Origin of the sequence: Oerskovia sp. Root918 (assembly GCF_001428945.1) — a bacterium.
GTDB classification, from domain to species: domain Bacteria; phylum Actinomycetota; class Actinomycetes; order Actinomycetales; family Cellulomonadaceae; genus Oerskovia; species Oerskovia enterophila.
Genome location: NZ_LMJG01000004.1, coordinates 49,859 through 68,219 on the forward strand (window position 1 = coordinate 49,859; position 18,361 = coordinate 68,219).

The following is an 18,361-nucleotide window of genomic DNA, read 5'->3' on the forward strand; positions in this document are numbered from 1 at the left end:
GTCACTCCTCGCAGGTCGAGACGTCCTCGGCGTAGCGCAGCCACGACGGGAGGTCGGCGACGAACGCGTCGCGCACGTCGGTGGCACCCGCCGCGCGCCAGTCGACGTCGTCGTCGATCTCGATCTCGTACTTGTCCCACTCGAACCAGTTGACCATCTTGAGCTGCGGGAACCGCTCGTGGGTCTCGGGCGAGAAGACCTGGCGCCACCAGGCGCGCTTGATGTCGAGCTCGGCCGCACCGCCGCGCGAGGGCGTGTAGATCGCCGCGGTCTCGGGCACCGCGACCGGGTGGCCGTGCTCGACGCCGTACACGGTGTAGAAGTCCGGGACGGCGGCGTCGTCCCCGGCCGTGCCGACGTACGTGCCCGTCAGCATCGCGAGGAACTTGCCGTCCTCGGGGACCTCGTTGTTGCCCCACGGGCGCTGGTTGCCCCAGTGGTAGAGCGAGACCCCGACCCAGTCCACGGCGTCGTCCCCCGGGAAGTACGGGAGGTAGCTGTCGTCGGCCATGGTGACCGTGCCGTCGCCGTCGGTGTCGAGCACCGCGTAGTCGGCCGACCCGGGGAGCGCGGCGAACTGCCCGCCCGTGAAGGGATAGCCGCCCCCGTAGTTGGGGGCCCACATCATGGCCGTACCCGGTGCCTGGTCGTGGACCGCCGCGGCGACCCGCCGGAACGTCTCGACGTACGCCGTGGGCTGCTGACCCCACGCGTACCACGAGCCGTTCATCTCGTGCGCGAACCGCAGCACGACCGCGACCCCCTGCTGGTTGACCTCGCGCAGGTCGTGGGCGAGCGTCGCGATCACCTCGTCGCTCATGGCGGCGAGCCCAGCGTGCGGCTCGAGGGTCAGCAGCAGCACGCCGCCGTTGGCCTTCATCTGGGTGACCGCGCTGACCGTGTGCTCCCAGGTCGCGCGGTCGTAGGGGACGTCGGAGAACTGGACCGCGACGGCCGGGGCGTGACCCAGGTACGTCCGGTGCTCCTCGAGCGTCTCGGACGCCCAGTCGAGATTGACCCCGAGCAGGGTGCCGTCGGCCGGGACGACCTGTGCGGCGTCGGCTGTGCACGTCTCGGGGACGGGAGGCGCCGTGTCCTCGGCCGGACCCGCGACCGCGAACCCCGCGCCGACCGCGCCCACGCCCAGGAACATGATCATGACGGGCGTCACGAGGCCGGGCCGACGCCTGCGACCGCCGGCGCCCGGGAGGTAGAACGTCATCAGGAGGCCCGGGAGGCGAGGAGACCTCGAGCCTCGTCGTGACCGCCGTAGACGCGCGCCACGGCATCGAGGCCCAGGGCCGTGAAGGCGTGCTGGACGGCGGTCGAGGCGCCGAAGATCCGCAGGTCCCCGCCGCGCGAGCGGACCACGCGCAACAGGTCCAGCAGGCCGGCGATCCCGGACGGCGAGACGCCGTCGACCCCCGAGACGTCGAGGAGGACGAGCACCGGGCCGTCGGCGACAGCAGTGGCGACAGGGCCGCGCAGGGAGAGGACGGCGGCGGCGTCGAGCCGACCACCGGACGGGAGGCCGATGCTCGTGACGGGGTGGGTCAGGGTGAGGTCGGGTGCGCTGACGATGGTGGCCATGGCGAGCTCCTGGGTACGTGGCGGACGGTGAGGTCGAGCGGGAGATCCGTCGGGTCGAGGAGGGAGGAGAGCTCAGCGCCGTTGCTGTCGTTGCTGTCGAGCCCGTCGCTCACGGCCTGGGCCGCGAGGAGCGCGACGGACGGGGGAGTGGGGTCCACGACGGAGTCGCCGGGCCCGGTGTACCGCGCTGCGCGCAGCGCGGCGGACAGGAGGGCGAGGTCGACCGCGACCCAGCCCAGGGTCAGGTACGTCGCCGGGGCCGAGGCCTCGCCGACGAGCATGCGGGCGACCCCGACCGCAGAGGCCACGATCAGGACGACCGCGGCCACGACCTGGGGGAGCACGTGCCGGTAGCCCGTGCCCGTCGCCTGCTTGGTCTTGGACGTGACCGAGAACGCGACGTGCCGCCCGAGGAACACCGCCGACGCGCCGGAGAGCGTCGCCGCGATCCAGGTGGGGAACAGCGCGAACGACATCTGCTGCCCGCGCCACAGCCCGCGGCTTCCCCTGCCGGAGAGCTGGAAGAGGAGCTGGCAGGCCACGAAGAACGGGATGAAGTGGAGGAAGAACAACGTGGGGTCGGCATGCAGCGGGAAGATCCCGGCCGTCAGGAACAGCACCGGTGCCGAGAGGTAGACCAGGGCGGCGAAGCCGCTCAGGTAGCTCGTCATGGTGCCCAGGTACATGAGCCGCTGGGCGAGCGTGAGCCCGCGGACCATGAGCGGGTTGTCGCGGAAGAAGACCTGCATCGACCCGGTCGCCCAGCGCAGGCGCTGCGAGAGCGCGGTGCCCACGTCCTCGGGTGCGAGGCCGCGGACCAGCACCTCGTGGTGGTAGACGCTCGTCCAGCCCATCGCGTGCAGGTGCATGGCCGTGGCCATGTCCTCGGTGATGGTCGTCGTGTCGAGCGGGTTGATGGTCAGGGCCTGGTCGGTGCGGGCGACGTCGACCAGCTCGAGGACGCCGTCGAGCTCGCCCAGCAGCTCTCCCGCGACGTCCTCGGGGAGGGCGGCGACCCCGGGGGTTGGCGCGAGCGCGGCGGTGAAGGCCGAGCGCAGCTCCGAGGTGATCTCGGTCAGGACGTCGCCCCGGCGGAACTGCCCCTCGGCCCGGCGGACCGCGGCCAGCGCCTGCTCGGCCACGGGCATGGCCGTGGGCTCGCGGACCGCGAGCTGGCTCAGGAGGTCCTGGAGGCGAGACCGGCCGGCCCGCAGCGCTGCCCGCATGCTGCCGCGCGCGTCCCGGCTGAACCGGGTCAGCCCGAGCGCCATGAGCGCCTCGCGCCGCAGGACCGCGTTCGACCCGCAGAAGAACGCGGCCCCCCACCCGTCCTTGCCCTGCTGGATGGGGCCGTAGAAGAGCTCGGCCTGGGTGCCCAGGGGGTCGCTCGGGGGGACGTTCCAGAAGTGCTGGGGCGTCTGGACGAACGCGACCTCCTCGTCGTCGAAGTACCCCAGGACGCGGTCGAGGAACCGCGGCTCGGGGACCTGGTCGGCGTCGAGGATCGCGACGAGATCGCCGCTCGTGCGGAACAGCGCGTTGTTGACGTTGCCCGCCTTGGCGAAGCGGGGACGCCCCTCCCACTCGGGGCCGCGGGTGATGTACCCGATCCCCACGCGCGAGGCCGCGACCTCGAGCTCGGACCGGTTGCCGTCGTCGAGGATCCACGTCGTGTGCGGGTACGTCATGTCCCGGGCAGCGATCGCGGTGCGCAGCACCAGGTCCACGGGCTCGTTGTAGGTCGTGACGAACACGTCGACGCTCAGGCCCTCGGGAGCCGGGGGAGCCGGCGCGCGACGCCTCGCGTTCCACATGGTCAGGGCGTAGAGGACGGTCTCGCCGAGGCTGTACGTCTCGGCCAGGACCAGGGGGACCGCGATCCACCAGGCGTCCCAGGCCACGGTCCCCGACCACCGCCACCCGATGTAGACGAGCCCGAACGCCACCGCGACCACGGCCAGGAGCCGTACCGCTGCGAGCCTGCTGCTTCCCATGCGTACCTCCGCCGGACGACGAGACCAGGTCGGGTCGTCGTGCGACGCAGGACGCGCACGGCGGCTCGAGAGCGGCGGCGGCGATGACGTCGGGACGGGCAGAGACACCCCTGCGTGCCTGTCACGACGACGGGTGGTCCGGTGCGTCCGGGCCTCCTGCGGTGTCGTGCTCCGAACGTAGGGGCAACGGTGGCCGAGACGGAAGCACCTCGGTGCGCCTTTCGTGGCGGATGTTCGTTATGCGCCCACATCTCCACAGGTCGGCAACCCGGTGGTAACGCCCCGTCACGGTGGCTGACGTCCCGTTCACGGGGGCGTCACGTGCAGCGCACGCGGTCGCGGGGCGTCCGCGCGCCTCGCGCGCCCTGCGCGTCCTGCGCGCCCTGCGCCGCCAGCACGGCCCGACGGCGCCACGCGCGTCGCGGCGAGCGGTCCGGTGGGTCGGGGGGGCGGGCGGCAACGAGGGGGCCGGCAGGGAGGAAGGGCCTGGCGGGGCAGCGCTCAGAGGCCCGGCCGCACTGGTCGCCGGGCGCTGCGCGGCGCCGTGCTCTCAGGCCAGGCGGGCGCTGCGGCGCGGGGTCGTCATGGCGCCCGTGATCGCGGCGATGATCTCCTCGTAGCTCGTGCCCGGTCCCGAGAAGCTGCCGTTGTTGCGCCCGTGGCGCAGCACCTCGATCCGGTCCGCGACCGCGCGCACGTCGGTCATGTTGTGGCTGATGAGGATCACGGCGTGGCCCAGGTCGCGCAGGCGCTCGATGTGGGTCAGGACCTCGGCCGTCTGCGACACCGACAGCGAGGCCGTGGGTTCGTCGAGCACCACGATGCGCGGGTCCCCGAGGAGCGTGCGGGCGATCGCGACGCTCTGGCGCTGCCCGCCCGACAGGTCGGAGACGAGCGTGCGCACCGAGGGGATGCGGGACGTGAGGTCGCGCAGGATGCGCCGCGCGTTCTCCTCCATCGCGGCCTCGTCGAGCCGCGGACCCTTGTGGAGCTCTCGCCCGAGGTACAGGTTCGAGACCACGTCGAGGTTGTCGCACAGCGCGAGGTCCTGGAAGACGGTCGCGATGCCCAGCGCGTGCGCCGCGGCCGGGGACGGGATGGTGACCGGGACGCCGTCAGACTCGATGATGCCCGCGTCCGGCGTCAGCACGCCCGCGATGACCTTGGCGAGCGTCGACTTGCCCGCGGCGTTGTCGCCCACGAGCGCGACGACCTCGCCTCGTCGCACCTCGAGGTCGATGCCTTCGAGCGCGCGGACCGCGCCGAAGGACTTGTCGATGCCGTGCAACGACAGTGCGGGGAGGGCGGAGGTGCTGCTCACGTCGTGTCACCTGTTCGTGCTCGGGCGCCCGAGGGCGTCGGGGGGCCGACCACGTCGTCGTGGTGCGGCGGTCGTGCGGTCCCGCGCGGCGCGCGGGTCGTCGTCGGTCGGGTGGTGGGACTCATCCGGTCGCCCCCGACCGGCTCGTGCCACCGGGGTCCGGAGGCGTCGACAGCCCGACCGGGCCCGGGGCGCCGGGAGCCAGGCGGACGTCGCTCGCGACGTCGGTCGACTGGAGCGCAAGCGCGAGCGCACCCATGACCTCGGCCTGAGGGCCGAGCTCGCTCAGCACGACCTCGACGGGCGCGATCGTGTTGGGGACGAGGTGCCGGCGGACGGCGTCGCGCAGGGGGCCCGCGAGGATCTCGCCGGTCTCGGCGAGCTCGCCCCCCACGACGATGACCTGCGGGTTCATGGCGCTCGCGAGCGTGGCGACCGCGATGCCGATGCGGTCGCCAGCGTCGGCCACGACGCGGCTGCAGCCCGGGTCGCCGGCCAGCGCCCGGGAGATGACGTCACGCAGCGTGAGGTCGCCGTGGCTCGAGCGCAGCAGGGCGAGGAGCGCGTCGGAGCCGACGATCGTCTCGAGGCACCCGCGGTTGCCGCAGCGGCAGATGGGACCCGCGGGGTCGACCTGGACGTGCCCGATCTCGCCGGCCGTGCCCGCGTAGCCGCGGTGGACGTTCCCGTTGATCACGACCCCCGCCCCGGTCCCGTACGAGACCCGGACGAACACCGAGTCGCGGACGGCCCGGGCCGCGCCGAGCTCGGCCTCGGCGAGCGCGGCGAGGTTCGCGTCGTTGTCCACCACGACGGGGCGGGCGAGCCGCTTGGACATGACCTGGCCGACGTGCAGGTCGTCCCAGCCGCGCATGATGCCGCGCACCGAGATCATCCCGGTCGAGATGTCGACCGGGGCGGGCAGGGCCATGCCGACCGTGAGGAGCTCGTCGGTCGAGGCACCGACGCGTTCGAGGAGGTCCATGACGAGGAGCGCGGCGCGGTCCAGGCCCGTGTCGACGCGGTGGTCGACGGGCAGGGGCATCTGCTGCTCGGCCACGATCGTGCGGCCGAAGTCTCCGAGCGCGACCTTGAGGTGGCGGTGGCCGAACTGGATGCCGGCCACGAGACCGAGCTGGCGCGCGAGGGTCACCTTGAGGGCGCGACGCCCGGAGCGCGAGGTGGGTCGGGTGTCGACGACCCCTGCCTGGGTCAGCTCCTTGACGATGGTCGAGACCGTCGCCGTCGAGAGTCCCGTCGCTTCGGCGAGCTCGACCTGGGTGAGCCCGCCGTAGCGCTTCACCGCATCCACGATGCGTGTTCGGTTCGCTTCTCGGAGTGAGGTCTGCGAGCCGGGCGTGGACCGGTCGTTGTTCACAGGAAGGAGCGTACACGCTCCCGAGGGCCGCAGAAGTGAGGCAGGACGGGGATTCTGCGGGCGCCCGGGGGTGGTACCGCTTCCATCGTGAGTTCGAGTCTCGAACACAATTAGGTCACGAACTGATTACTGCGCTTGACGCTCGAACTCAAGGGTGGCTAGTTTCACTGCAGTGCCGACCGAGGCCACGCGGATTCCCTCCGCGGCTCGGAGGCATCCCGGGTCTCACAGCTGAGGCCCGCCCCCTGGTTCGAAGACGAAAGGGAATGACGATGACGTCTATGCGCAAGGCGGTCGCCGCAGCTGCCGGGATGACGCTGCTGTTCGGTGCTCTCACGGCCTGCAGCTCGGAGCGTGCGGGAGAAGAGTCCGGTGGTGGCGAGACGGGGACCGACACGCCCCTGATCGGTATCGCGATGCCCACCCGCAGCCTCGAGCGGTGGAACAACGACGGCGCCCACCTCGAGGAGCTCCTCGGCGGCGCAGGCTACGAGACCACGCTCCAGTACGCGGACAACAAGGTCGACCAGCAGATCACGCAGCTGCAGAACATGATCAACCAGGGTGCGGACGTCCTCGTCATCGCCTCGATCGACGGCACGGCCCTGGGACCCGTCCTCGACGCCGCGGCCAAGGAGGAGATCCCGGTCATCGCCTACGACCGTCTGATCAACGACTCCGAGCACGTCGACTACTACGCGACGTTCGACAACGAGAAGGTCGGCACGCTCCAGGGCGAGTTCATCGCCGAGCAGCTCGGTCTGGCCGGCGGCGCAGGCCCGTTCAACCTCGAGCCCTTCGCCGGGTCGCCCGACGACAACAACGCCCGCTTCTTCTTCAAGGGAGCCTGGGACGTCCTGAGCCCCTACGTCGAGAAGGGCCAGCTCGTCGTCCCCTCGGGGAAGGCGCCCGCCACGGTCGACGACTGGACCACGATCGGCATCCAGGGCTGGGAGTCCGCCAAGGCCCAGTCCGAGATGGAGAACCGTCTCAACTCGTTCTACACCGACAAGAAGGTCGACGTCGTCCTGTCGCCCAACGACTCGCTCGCGCTCGGCATCGAGCAGGCGCTCGAGGGTGGCGGCTACACCCCGGGCGACGCCTGGCCGCTCGTCACGGGTCAGGACGCCGACGAGGCCAACGTCAAGAACATGCTCGCGGGCAAGCAGGCCATGACGGTCTGGAAGGACACCCGCACGCTCGGTGACCAGGTCGCCACCATGGTCCAGCAGATCATCGACGGCGAGGAGGTCGAGGTCAACGACACCACGACCTACGACAACGGCGTGAAGGTCGTGCCGTCGTACCTGCTCGACCCGCAGGTCGTCACGCCGGACAACGTCCAGTCGTCGCTCGTCGACTCCGGCTTCTACACGGCCGAGAAGCTCGGCCTCTGACCGGTCCGCGCCGTGCCCGAGGTGAGCAGGACGAGCGACGAGGTGGCGCGGTCGGCCGACGGCCGCGCGCACCGTCGACAGGAACGGACGAGTGAGGAGCTGACCCATGGCCAGCGAGAGCAACATCCTCGAGATGCGGGGGATCACCAAGGAGTTCCCCGGCGTCAAGGCCTTGCAGGACGTCACGCTGGACGTGCGTCGGGGCGAGGTCCACGCGATCTGCGGGGAGAACGGGGCCGGCAAGTCGACCCTGATGAAGGTGCTGTCGGGCGTCTACCCGCACGGCACCTACGAGGGCACGATCGTCATGGACGGCGAGACGTGCGAGTTCCGGACCATCCGGGACAGCGAGGCCCGCGGGATCGTGATCATCCACCAGGAGCTGGCGCTCGTGCCGCACCTGTCGATCGCGGAGAACATCTTCCTCGGCAACGAGAAGGCCTCCGCGGGGATCGTCGACTGGCACCGCACCACGAGCGAGGCCGCAGCGCTGCTCGAGCGCGTGGGGCTCTGGGAGAACCCCGCGACCAAGGCCATGGACATCGGGGTCGGCAAGCAGCAGCTCGTCGAGATCGCCAAGGCGCTGTCCAAGCGCGTGGACCTGCTCATCCTCGACGAGCCCACCGCGGCGCTCAACGACGAGGACAGCGCCCACCTGCTCAAGCTGATCGACGAGTTCCGCAGCCACGGGATCACCTGCATCATCATCTCCCACAAGCTCAACGAGATCGCCGCGATCGCCGACCGCGTGACGATCATCCGCGACGGCGCGACGATCGAGACGCTCGACCTGCACGGCGCCGAGCCCGTGACCGAGGACCGCATCATCCGCGGCATGGTCGGACGCTCGCTCGACAGCCGTTTCCCGGACCACGAGCCGACCATCGGCGAGGAGGTCCTGCGCATCGAGGACTGGACGGTCCACCACCCGATCGACACCGACCGCGTCGTCGTCGACCACGCGAACCTGCACGTGCGGGCGGGCGAGATCGTCGGCATGGCCGGCCTCATGGGCGCAGGGCGCACCGAGCTCGCGATGAGCGTGTTCGGCCACTCGTACGGCTCCAGGATCTCCGGCAGCGTCTACAAGAACGGGACCCTCGTCCGCACGCGCAGCGTCAAGGAGGCCATCGCCCACGGGCTGGCCTACGCGACCGAGGACCGCAAGCGGTACGGGCTCAACCTCATCCAGACCATCCGCGAGAACATCTCGGCCTCGGCGCTGGGCAAGGTCTCGCGCTGGGGCGTCGTCGACTCGCAGGCCGAGACCCAGGTCGCCGAGCGCTACCGCACCGACTTCCGGATCAAGGCCCCGACGGTCGAGGCCGTCGTCGGGAAGCTCTCAGGCGGCAACCAGCAGAAGGTCGTCCTGTCGAAGTGGGTCTACTCCGACCCCGACGTCCTGATCCTCGACGAGCCGACCCGCGGCATCGACGTGGGCGCCAAGTACGAGATCTACGCGATCATCAACGCGCTCGCCGACGCCGGCAAGGCCGTCGTCGTCATCTCCTCCGAGCTCCCCGAGCTCATCGGCCTGTGCGACCGTGTCTACGCGATGAGCCAGGGCCGGATCACCGGCGAGGTCGCGCGCGCCGACGCCACCCAAGAAGCACTGATGCACTACATGACCATGGACAAGGGAGTCACCGTCCGATGAACGCCGTCAGGGAATACCTCGGCCGCAACGTCCGCCAGTACGGCATCGTCGCGGCACTGCTCGTGATCGTCCTGCTGTTCCAGGTCCTCACGGACGGACGACTGCTCTACCCGAACAACGTCGCGAGCCTCATCCAGCAGAACGCCTACGTGATGATCCTCGCGATCGGCATGGTCATGGTGATCGTCGCGGGGCACATCGACCTGTCGGTCGGCTCGGTCGTCGCGTTCGTGGGCGGCCTGTGCGCCATCATGATGAGCCAGTGGGACCTGCCGTGGCTCCTCGCCGTGGTCCTGTCCCTCGGGGTCGGGGCGCTCGTCGGGATGTGGCAGGGCTTCTGGGTCGCGTACGTCGGCATCCCCGCGTTCATCGTGACGCTCGCGGGCATGCTCATCTTCCGTGGCCTGGCGATCGTCCTGGTCGGCACCACGGTCGCGGGCCTGCCGAGCGGGTTCATCGCGATCAGCAACGGCTCGGTGCCCAACTGGTTCGGGTTCGTCGGGAACCTCGACGTCGTGACCCTCGTGATCGGCGCGATCGGGATCGTGGCCTTCGCGATCGCCCAGTGGCGCTCGCGGACCTCGCTGCGTCGCCACGAGCTCGCGGTCGAGCCGCTGCCCGCGTTCGTCGTCAAGATCGTCCTGGCCGCGGTGCTCATCGGTGTCGTGACGTACTGGCTCTCGCTCAGCTCGGGCGGCACGCCGATCGTCCTGCTCATCGTGGGCATCCTCATCATCGCGTACTCGTTCGTGCTCAACCGCAGCGTGTTCGGTCGGCACGTCTACGCGATCGGCGGGAACCGGCACGCCGCGGTCCTGTCGGGCGTCAACTCGCGCCGGGTCGACTTCGGCATCTTCGTCAACATGGGTGTCCTGGCCGCGGTCGCGGCCGTCATCACGACCTCGCGCGCCGGGGCCGGCGTGGCCGCTGCGGGCATGAACTACGAGCTCGACGCGATCGCCGCGTGCTTCATCGGCGGCACCGCGGTCGCGGGCGGCGTGGGGCGCGTGTCCGGGGCCATGATCGGTGCGCTCATCATGGGCGTGCTCAACATGGGGCTGTCGATCATGGCGGTCGACGCCGCCTGGCAGCAGGCGATCAAGGGCCTGGTCCTGCTCCTCGCGGTCGCGTTCGACCTGCTGAGCAAGAGGCGCGCCGCACTCTCCTGATCCGTCGTGGGGGAGTCGCGGTGGGGGGACGTCAGGACGGGCGCACACCCGTCCTGACGTGACCGGCACAGCGGGGTGCGTGCGGCGAGAGCCGCGCGCACCCCGCTGTGCCGTGCCCGGACGCCCGACGGCGGAGCGCGCCACGGGCGCGTGGGCGTCGGACCTGCCCGCCGGGGGCGAGGCTCAGGGTGGCACGACCACCTGACGGGCGCTCCGCCGTCGGGCCTGAGCCGGCCGCGACGAGACCGGGACCCGGCGTGATGCGGACCACCTGCCGCCGCCCACCGACGTGGGCTAGGATCGTGCACGTCGCGACTGGCGCACCCGCGCCCCGCACGCCGCCCTCCGGGGAGGCCGCGGGACGGACGGGGATGGTGGATCACCACCGGGGAGCGGCATGCTGTGTAGACGACGGGTCGTTCGCCTGGGCCCCGGGTCGCCCCCTGTGGGGACGTGCCCGGATAGAGCACGCCTCCCCACGAGACCGTCATCCGCAGACAGAACCCAAGGAGACGCATGAGCGCCCAGCCGGACAACGTCCTGAACCAGTCCCTGCTCGAGGTCGACCCGGAGATCGCCGCGGTCCTCGACGGGGAGCTCGCACGTCAGCGCGACACCCTCGAGATGATCGCGTCGGAGAACTTCGTGCCGCGCGCCGTCCTGCAGGCGCAGGGCTCCGTCCTGACGAACAAGTACGCCGAGGGCTACCCGGGCCGCCGCTACTACGGGGGCTGCGAGCAGGTCGACGTCGCCGAGAACCTCGCGATCGCGCGCGCCAAGTCGCTGTTCGGCGCCGAGCACGCCAACGTCCAGCCCCACTCGGGCGCGACCGCCAACGCGGCCGTGCTGCACGCCCTCATCAACAAGGGCGACAAGATCCTCGGCCTCGAGCTGGCGCACGGCGGCCACCTCACGCACGGCATGAAGATCAACTTCTCGGGCAAGCTGTACGACGTCTCCGCGTACGGCGTGGACCCGCAGTCGTACCGCATCGAGATGGACGAGGTCCGCAAGACGGCCCTCGAGACCCGCCCCGACGTGATCATCGCCGGCTGGTCCGCGTACCCGCGCCACATCGACTTCGCGGCGTTCCGCGAGATCGCGGACGAGGTCGGCGCCAAGCTCTGGGTCGACATGGCGCACTTCGCCGGGCTCGTCGCCGCGGGTCTGCACCCGTCCCCGGTGCCCTACGCCGACGTCGTGTCCTCGACGGTCCACAAGACCATCGGCGGCCCCCGCTCGGGCTTCATCCTGTCCAAGGAGGAGTTCGCCAAGAAGATCGACTCCGCCGTGTTCCCGGGCCAGCAGGGCGGCCCGCTCATGCACGTCGTCGCCGCGAAGGCCGTGTCCTTCAAGATCGCCGGCTCCGACGCGTTCAAGGACCGTCAGGAGCGCACGCTGCGCGGCGCGAGCATCATCGCGGACCGCCTGGCCCAGCCCGACGTCGCCGAGAAGGGCGTGTCCGTCCTGACGGGCGGCACCGACGTCCACCTGGTGCTCGTGGACCTGCGCCACTCGGAGCTCGACGGCCAGCAGGCAGAGGACCTCCTGCACGCCGTGGGCATCACCGTGAACCGCAACGCCGTGCCGTTCGACCCGCGTCCCCCGCGCGTCACGTCGGGCCTGCGCATCGGTACGCCCGCGCTCGCGACGCGTGGCTTCGGCGACGAGGAGTTCACCGAGGTCGCCGAGATCATCGCGGCCACGCTCAAGGCCGGTGCGGGCGCCGACGTCGAGGGCCTGAGCGCTCGCGTGCGAAAGCTGACGGCGGACTTCCCGCTGTACCCGGGTCTGTCGCAGTAGTCACCCGTGAGCCGCTGGGTGCGGAGCACTTGTCGCTGATCCGCCCGATCCGCGTCAAGTACCCCGCACCCAGCGGCCTGTTCGTCCCCGCCAGACCCTGAGGAGCCCCATGACCGCGCAGATCCTGGACGGCAAGGCCACGGCCGCCGCCATCAAGTCCGAGCTCAAGACCCGCCTCGTCGGCCTCGCCGAGCGGGGCGTCGTGCCGGGACTCGGCACGCTCCTGGTCGGCGACGACCCCGGTTCGCAGTGGTACGTCGCGGGCAAGCACCGCGACTGCGCCGAGATCGGGCTGTCGTCGATCCGTGAGGACCTGCCCGCCGAGGCCACGCAGGAGGAGATCGAGGCCGCGGTCCGCCGCCTCAACGACGACCCCGCGTGCACGGGCTACATCGTGCAGCTCCCGCTGCCGAAGGGCATCGACACCAACCGCGTGCTCGAGCTCATCGACCCCGACAAGGACGCCGACGGGCTGCACCCGACCAACCTCGGCCGCCTCGTGCTGCGCGTCAACGAGGAGGTCACCTCGCCGCTGCCCTGCACGCCGCGCGGCATCATCGAGCTCATCGAGCGCCACGGGATCTCGCTCGTGGGCAAGGAGGTCGTGGTCGTGGGCCGCGGCGTGACCGTGGGCCGCTCGATCGGCCTGCTCCTCACGCGCCGTGCGGTCAACGCGACCGTGACCCTCACGCACACGGGCACCCAGGACCTGGCCTCGCTCGTCCGGCGGGCCGACGTCGTCGTGGCCGCCGCGGGCGTCAAGGGCATCATCACGCGCGACATGGTCAAGCCGGGCGCCGTCGTGATCGACGTGGGCGTCTCGCGCGAGGTCGACGAGGAGACCGGCAAGAGCCGCGTCGTCGGTGACGCCGACCCGGCCGTGGCCGAGGTCGCGGGCTGGATCTCCCCGAACCCCGGCGGCGTCGGGCCCATGACGCGCGCGATGCTCCTCGCCAACGTCGTCGACTCGGCCGAGCGTGCTGCGGGGATCACCGCCTGAGCCTGCGGTTCCTCGGGCACGTCAGGACGGGCGCGACCTGCGGGTCGCGCCCGTCCTGTCTTTTCTGACGCCCTGTCGTGCTGTGCGCCCGAGCAGGACTAGTGTTCCGCCATGACCCCCGCGTCCCGGGCAGGGGGAGACGACGGCACCGTTGCCGTCGTCCCCGCCCCCCTCGTCGTCCCCCGTCCCGTGCGCCGCGCGCGCTGGAGCGCCACGGCCGCCTACGCGGCGCAGGGCTTCGGCTTCGCCGTGATGCTGACCAACGTCCCCACGTACGAGCGCTACCTCGGCATCGGCCCAGACGTCATCACGCTCGTGATCCTCGGGGTCTGCGTGTGCGCGGGGACGGGCAGCGCGCTGTCCGGGTGGTTCGCCGCCCGGTTCGGGTCGGCGCGCGTCGTGACCGGTGGGCTCCTGGTGGCAGCCGCCGGGATCCTCGCGGTCGGGCTGAGCGCGGGGGCCGGGCTGCTCGCGACGTTCTTCCTCGCGTTCGCGGTGTACGGCGTGGCGCTCGGGTCGGTCGACGCCTCGACGTCGATGCAGGGCATCGACGTGCAGCGCGCCTACGGGCGCAGCCTCATCGCGTCGTTCTTCGCGGCCAACGCCGCGGGCGGGGTCGTCGGGTCGCTCTCGGTGTCGGGGGCGGCGGGGCTGGGGATCGCGCTGCCCGTGTCCTTGGCGCTGGTCGCGGCTGTCGTGGCGGTCACGGTGCTCGTGCTGCGGGCCGGGCTGCTCTCGCGGACCGCGGCGGTCGCGGTCGCGGGGGCTCCGGGTCCGGCCGGGAGCGGAGTGCGCGCGCTGCCCGACGGCGCCGGTCCCGTCAGCGGGACGGGCGGCGGTCCCGGGGTGGTCGACGAGGGCGACGGGCCTGGCGGCGCGGTGGTTCCCGCCGTGCAGAGCGCTCGCGGCGCGACGGGCATGGTCGGGGCGGGGACCGTGATCGTGCTCGGCCTCGCGATGCTGGCCTTCCCGGTCGCGGACTCCGCGGTCTCGAGCTGGGGCGCGACCTTTCTGCAGGACGTGCTCGGGGCGAGCGCCGTCGTCGGGCCGCTGGGGTTCGGCGCCTACCAGGCGACGCTGATCTGCTCGCGGCTCCTGGGGGACCGCGCGGTCGAGCGCTGGGGGCGCGTGCGCGTCGTGGCTCTCGGCGGTTCGGTGGGGGTCGTGGGGCTCGGGCTCGTCGCGGTCTCGCCGGTGTGGCCGCTCGCGGTCCTCGGGTTCGCGGCGACCGGGCTGGGGCTCGGGGTCGTGGCTCCCATGGCGTTCTCGGCCGCGGGCGACCGGGCCGCGGAGTCGGTCGCGGCGGCGCGGGTCGGGGTGCGGACCGGGGTGCGGGTCGACGGGCCGGACGCGGAGGTGCCGCCGGGTGCGCGGGCGGACGAGGGGGCTCGGGTGGCTGATGCTGCTCGGGCGGGGTCGGGTGACGACCTCGGGGAAGGAGGGCGCGGCGCGGTGACCGATGGTGCTGCGGCCGACGGTGCTGCGGCCGACGGTGCCGCCGCTGACGTGGTCGGAGCTGCTCCGACCGTCGAGGAGGCGACCGACCGGGCCGTGGCCCGGCTCAACATCTTCACCTACGTCGGCGCCGTGCTCGGTGGAGCGATGACGGGGGTCTTCGCGACGACCGACGCGCTGCGGCTGGGGTTCGGGGTGCTGGCCCTGCTGGCGCTCGCGACGGTCGTGCTCGCGGGGCGCTTCCGTGAGGCGGTGCTTCCCGCTGGTCCGTCAGCGCGAGGGTGATGGTGATGGTGCGCTGATGTTGGCGGGGCTGGCGGGGCTGGCGGTGTCCGCCACGGATGAGTTGTCAGAACTGGGCCGGTGGATAGCCCGGTGTGGTTCTGACAACTTGGCGTTGCGCGTCGCGGGGTTGGCGGGGCGAGCGACGGGGTGATGGTCCACGGGTCACGGGCACGGACTAGTTGTCAGAACTGGGCCGGTGGATGGCCCGGTGTGCTTCTGACAACGTGGCGCAGGTGTCGTGACGAGCGTCTCGCGTCCCCGTTTTCGCCCGTGTGGGTGGCGTGGGGTTTGATGGCCGGGTGCTGACGATCGCTACTGCCAATGTGAACGGGATCCGCGCCGCCTACCGTCGAGGGATGGACGCCTGGGTCGCCTCGCGGACCCCGGACGTCATGCTCCTCCAGGAGGTCCGCGCGCCTGACGAGATCCTGAACGAGCTCCTGGGCGAAGGCTGGCACATTGCCCACCAGGCGTGTGACATCAAGGGTCGGGCAGGTGTCGCGGTGGCGTCGCGACTGCCCGTGACGGCCGTGCGGATCGGTCTGGGCAAGGGCGAGCCGGAGCCGCCCGTGGACACGGGCCGCTGGGTCGAGGCGGACCTCGAGCTGCCCTCCGGCGAGAAGCTCACGGTCGTCTCGACCTACATCCACTCCGGCACGGCCGGCACGCCCAAGATGGACGAGAAGTACGCCTACCTGGAGAAGGTCACCGAGCGCCTGCGGGAGCTCTCGGCCGCGGGGGGCCTCGTCGTCGTGGCAGGTGACCTGAACATCGCGCACAAGAACGTCGACATCAAGAACTGGAAGGGCAACCAGAAGTCCGCGGGCTTCCTGCCCGAGGAGCGGGCCTACCTCGACACCTGGTTCGACGACCTGGGGTTCGTGGACCTCGGGCGGCGTCACGGTGGCGAGGGGCCCGGCCCGTTCACCTGGTGGTCCTGGCGCGGTCAAGCCTTCGTCAACGACTCGGGCTGGCGCATCGACTACCAGCTCGCGTCCCCGGCCCTGGCCGAGCACGCGGTCAAGGTCGAGGTCGACCGCGCCGACGACTACGAGAGCCGCTGGAGCGACCACGCCGCGCTGGTCGCGACGTACGACCTCTGACCCGTCCCGTCCGGGGTCAGTCGTGGGCCGGGACCGGCAGCTCGGTCATGCGTGACAGCGGCGACAGGAGGACCGGCAGCGCGCCCAGCGTCATGACGACGGCCCCGATCCAGAGCGCTGGAGCCACGCCCCACACGGTCCCGATCCACCCGCCGAGCAGCCCGCCGATCGGGATGGGGCCCCACACGATGAAACGGGCCGAGGCGTTCATGCGGCCCAGCAGCGCGGGCGGGCACAGCCGCTGACGGAAGCTCACCTGCGCGACGTTGTAGACGACGACCGCCAGGTTGAACACGAAGCCTCCGACCACGAGCACGACTGGGACCAGCGTGGACCCGGCGCCCGTGACCGCCACGACGGCCGCGGCGGGCGTGATGGCGTAGGACAGGCCGGTGAACACCGCCGAGACGGGGATGATCCGGGCGGGTCCGACCCAGCGGGACGCGCGGTCGGCCAGGACCGCGCCGAGGAGCCCGCCGGCGGCGCTCGCCGAGAGCACGACGCCGTAGGTCGCGGTCCCGACGTCGAGCGTGCGCAGGGCGAAGATGACCACGACCGCGTTGCCGATCGCCCCGCCCAGGTTGCTGAGCGACGTGCAGGCGAGGATCCGTCGGAGCAACGGTTCGCTCGCGACGAAGCGCAGCCCCTCGGCGATCTCGGTGCGCAGCGGACGCCGGTTCTCCGGGCTGGGCAGGTCCTCACGGTGGCTGATCCGCGCCATCGCGAACGCGCTCGCGAGGTAGGTGCCGACGGTCGCGACCATCACGAGGGGAGCGGACAGCACGCGCAGCGCGACGCCGCCGATCGCGGGGCCGGCGATCATCGCGACGGACTGGGTCGCCTGGAGCTTGGAGTTGCCCTCGACGACGTGGTCGAGCCCGACGAGGCCGGGCACGTAGCTCTGGTGCGCGACGTCGAAGAAGAGGCTGAAGGTGCTGATGATCACGGCGGCACCGATGAGCAGCGCCATGCTCGCGTTCCCCGTGAGGGCCGCGACGACCACGACCGAGAGGATCGTCGCGCGGGCGAGGTCGGCCGCGACGAGCACGCGGCGCTTGCGCATGCGGTCGACCCACGCCCCGGCCGGCAGGCTGAGGAGCAGGAACGCCGCGGTCTCCGCCGCGTTGAGGGCACCCATCTGCCACTCGGTCGCGTGCAGGTGGGACACGGCGAAGATCGGGAGGACGAAGCCGGTGAGCTGCGCGCCGAGCTGCCCCAGCGCGTCTCCGCCCCACAGGTAGCGGAAGTCGCGGTGGTGGATCAGGCTGCGCGGAGACGCAGCGGTGCGTACCTGCGGTTCGTCGGACGTCATGCGGAACAGCGTGCGGCAAGTGATTGAGAAATGTCAATCAGTTAGCCTGTAGAGGTGATCCCGGACCGTACGACCCCCTCTGCAGAGCAGGAACCCGCGACCGGACCCGTCGCCGCGACCACGGGCCGCGGTGCCCATGTGCCGATCGTCGACCTGCCGACGGCAGGCGACTCGGCCGCCGAGCGGGACGCCGATGCGCGCGCGCTCGCGTCGACCCTGCGGCTGCGGATCCTGCGCATCTGCCTCGACGAGCCGCGGACCAACAAGGAGATCGCCCAGATCCTCGGCAAGAATCCGGCGACGACGCTCCATCACGTCCGGACGCTCGTGGCGCGGGGGTTCCTGGCCGCGCAGCCTGCGCGCACCGGAGCGCGCGGGGCGAGAGAGGTGCCGTACCTCGCGACGGGCAGGTCGTGGACCGCCGACCTGGGACCCGGCGGGCAGCAGGTGCTGCTCGATGCCTTCCTCGAGGAGCTGTCGGTGGCCGACCCGGCGAGCGTCGACATGGGGCGACTCGGGCTGCGGCTCGATGCCGAAGGCCGGGAGGAGCTCTCGCGACGCCTCAACGAGGTGCTCGAGGACTTCCGGCAGCGCGAGCCGGTGGCTGACGGCGAGCCGTGGTCGGTGTTCGTCGCGATCCACCACGACACGAGCCGCGACCCGCGATGAGTGCATGATCCTGCAGCGGCTCGCCGGGCGTGTCGCTGCGGAATCATGCACTCGGCGCGCAGGGCCGATCTCACCCTCGATCTGTCTAACAACTTGCAACTTTTGGTTGACAGCAAGCAAAAGCCTCCCTAGGGTCCGAGAAGTCATCGCTGACCCGTCTTCAAGGAGGAAGATCTCCAGTGCGAATCCCCTCACGCCATCGAAGAGGCCTCTCCGGCCTGCTCGGGG

Annotated in this window: 14 protein-coding genes; 8 read left to right on the plus strand and 6 right to left on the minus strand. The window is 71.4% G+C overall.

Annotated features, from left to right (window positions below):
* Position 1: 1 nt before the first annotated feature.
* From ASE27_RS06250 to ASE27_RS06270, 5 genes are all read right to left on the minus strand, one after another.
* Complete coding sequence (locus ASE27_RS06250; protein WP_056647644.1) at positions 2 to 1,222, minus strand: glycoside hydrolase family 26 protein; 1,221 nt, start codon at positions 1,220 to 1,222, stop codon at positions 2 to 4.
* Positions 1,222 to 1,590, minus strand: a complete 369-nt coding sequence (locus tag ASE27_RS06255) for an STAS domain-containing protein (RefSeq protein WP_056647647.1) — start codon at positions 1,588 to 1,590, stop codon at positions 1,222 to 1,224. Before ASE27_RS06255 ends, ASE27_RS06250 begins: the two co-directional genes overlap by 1 nt.
* Positions 1,554 to 3,584, minus strand: coding sequence for a glycosyltransferase family 2 protein (locus ASE27_RS06260; protein ID WP_082608617.1), 2,031 nt, complete (start codon positions 3,582 to 3,584; stop codon positions 1,554 to 1,556). Before ASE27_RS06260 ends, ASE27_RS06255 begins: the two co-directional genes overlap by 37 nt.
* Positions 3,585 to 4,134: 550 nt before the next feature.
* Entirely contained in the window at positions 4,135 to 4,905 is a 771-nt protein-coding gene (locus ASE27_RS06265; RefSeq protein WP_056647650.1) for an ATP-binding cassette domain-containing protein, read from the minus strand.
* A 121-nt stretch (positions 4,906 to 5,026) separates the two neighbouring features.
* Entirely contained in the window at positions 5,027 to 6,283 is a 1,257-nt protein-coding gene (locus tag ASE27_RS06270) for an ROK family transcriptional regulator (RefSeq protein ID WP_082608618.1), read from the minus strand.
* A 272-nt stretch (positions 6,284 to 6,555) separates the two neighbouring features.
* Here ASE27_RS06270 and chvE point away from each other — a divergent pair, with 272 nt between their 5' ends.
* From chvE to ASE27_RS06305, 7 genes are all read left to right on the plus strand, one after another.
* A complete protein-coding gene (gene chvE, locus ASE27_RS06275; protein WP_082608647.1) occupies positions 6,556 to 7,680 on the plus strand; it encodes a multiple monosaccharide ABC transporter substrate-binding protein in 1,125 nt (374 codons plus the stop codon).
* Positions 7,681 to 7,786: 106 nt separating this feature from the next.
* Complete coding sequence (mmsA, locus tag ASE27_RS06280; RefSeq protein ID WP_056647655.1) at positions 7,787 to 9,337, plus strand: multiple monosaccharide ABC transporter ATP-binding protein; 1,551 nt, start codon at positions 7,787 to 7,789, stop codon at positions 9,335 to 9,337.
* On the plus strand, positions 9,334 to 10,506 hold the full coding sequence (gene mmsB / locus ASE27_RS06285; RefSeq protein WP_056647658.1) for a multiple monosaccharide ABC transporter permease: 1,173 nt from the start codon (positions 9,334 to 9,336) through the stop codon (positions 10,504 to 10,506). The genes mmsA and mmsB overlap by 4 nt, the downstream gene beginning before the upstream one ends.
* A 516-nt stretch (positions 10,507 to 11,022) precedes the next feature.
* The gene (gene glyA / locus ASE27_RS06290) at positions 11,023 to 12,309 is read left to right on the plus strand and encodes a serine hydroxymethyltransferase (protein ID WP_056647660.1); all 1,287 of its coding nucleotides are present in this window, start codon (positions 11,023 to 11,025) and stop codon (positions 12,307 to 12,309) included.
* A gap of 109 nt (positions 12,310 to 12,418) precedes the next feature.
* Positions 12,419 to 13,309 (plus strand): bifunctional methylenetetrahydrofolate dehydrogenase/methenyltetrahydrofolate cyclohydrolase, encoded by an 891-nt coding sequence (locus ASE27_RS06295; protein ID WP_056647662.1) that lies wholly within the window; start codon positions 12,419 to 12,421, stop codon positions 13,307 to 13,309.
* Between the two features lie 111 nt (positions 13,310 to 13,420).
* Positions 13,421 to 15,049: an MFS transporter gene (locus ASE27_RS06300; protein ID WP_056647665.1), complete on the plus strand. Its 1,629-nt coding sequence runs from the start codon at positions 13,421 to 13,423 to the stop codon at positions 15,047 to 15,049.
* Between the two features lie 299 nt (positions 15,050 to 15,348).
* Positions 15,349 to 16,152: an exodeoxyribonuclease III gene (locus ASE27_RS06305; RefSeq protein ID WP_056647669.1), complete on the plus strand. Its 804-nt coding sequence runs from the start codon at positions 15,349 to 15,351 to the stop codon at positions 16,150 to 16,152.
* Between the two features lie 16 nt (positions 16,153 to 16,168).
* Here the strand turns inward: ASE27_RS06305 and ASE27_RS06310 are convergent, their stop codons facing one another.
* Positions 16,169 to 17,464 (minus strand): MFS transporter, encoded by a 1,296-nt coding sequence (locus tag ASE27_RS06310; RefSeq protein ID WP_056647671.1) that lies wholly within the window; start codon positions 17,462 to 17,464, stop codon positions 16,169 to 16,171.
* Between the two features lie 54 nt (positions 17,465 to 17,518).
* Here ASE27_RS06310 and ASE27_RS06315 point away from each other — a divergent pair, with 54 nt between their 5' ends.
* Entirely contained in the window at positions 17,519 to 18,133 is a 615-nt protein-coding gene (locus ASE27_RS06315; RefSeq protein ID WP_235534251.1) for a transcriptional regulator, read from the plus strand.
* Positions 18,134 to 18,361: the final 228 nt, after the last annotated feature.